Below are 1,115 nucleotides of genomic sequence, written 5' to 3'. Positions count from 1 at the left end.
TGGACGTGTCGCGGTTTGATGCCGCTCCTTTGATAGCATTTATTGCAGCAAAGGAGACGAACTATGGGATTGAAACGAACGGACGAGTTCCGCGCTGATGCGGTGCGGATCGCGCTGACGAGTGGACTGACACGCAAGCAGGTGGCATCTGATTTGGGCGTTGGTGTTTCGACACTGAACAAGTGGGTCACGGCGCATCGCGACACGGATGTTGTGTCCGACAAGGACCTTGATCTTGCCCGTGAGAATGAACGGCTTCGACGGGAGAACCGCATTCTCAAGGAGGAGAGGGAAATCTTAAAAAAGGCAACGCAGTTCTTCGCGAGCCAAAAGCCATGAGGTTCAGGTTCATCGAAGAACATCGTGACATTTTCTGCGCCAATCGGATGTGTGCCGTTTTGGATGTCAGTTCTCGCGGCCTGCGGGCCTATCGCAGCCGACCTGCCAGCCAAAGGCAGAGAAGCGATATGGTTGTTCTGGCCCATATCAAGGAACAATCCAGGCTCAGCCTGGGCAGCTATGGGCGGCCGAGAATGACGGAAGAGTTGAAAGAACTGGGCCTGAATGTCGGGCACCGCCGTGTCGGTCGGCTGATGCGAGAGAATGGCATCCGCGTCGAACGATCCAAGAGATACAAGGTGACGACCGACAGCAACCACGCTTTCAATATTGCGCCCAACCTGTTGAACCGGGACTTCCGCGCGGATCGCCCCAACCAGAAATGGGTCGGTGACATCAGCTATGTCTGGACCCGCGAAGGCTGGCTCTACCTCGCCGTGATCCTTGACCTACATTCCCGCCGGGTGATCGGCTGGGCGGTCAGTAACAGGATGAAGCGTGATCTGGCAATCCGGGCATTGAAGATGGCCGTGGCACTGCGGCAACCGCCCAAAGGATGCATTCATCACACGGATCGCGGCAGCCAATACTGTTCTCACGATTATCAGAAGCTCCTGCGACAGTATGGGTTCCAGGTATCGATGAGCGGCAAAGGCAATTGTTATGACAACGCCGCAGTTGAAACCTTCTTCAAAACCATCAAGGCTGAGCTGATCTGGTGGCAGTCCTGGCCAACGCGACGGGCCGCCGAGCTGGCCATCTTCCAATACATCAAC

At 55.9% G+C, this 1,115-nt stretch carries 1 protein-coding gene; it reads left to right on the top strand.

Going from position 1 to position 1,115, the window contains the following annotated elements:
- Positions 1–63: 63 nt before the first annotated feature.
- Positions 64–1,115, top strand: a protein-coding gene (locus AC2FJ5_RS21350; RefSeq protein WP_496794522.1) for an IS3 family transposase whose coding sequence is annotated in 2 segments (ribosomal slippage) — positions 64–307 and positions 307–1,115 — 1,053 coding nt annotated over the 2 segments. Because the reading frame shifts where the segments join, the coding sequence is not laid out codon by codon here. This gene is flagged as partial in the annotation.

This window comes from Ruegeria sp. CDSA221 (genome assembly GCF_059611825.1).
Note: the sequence above shows the minus strand (reverse complement) of the source record. Positions and strands in the feature narration are given on the sequence as shown.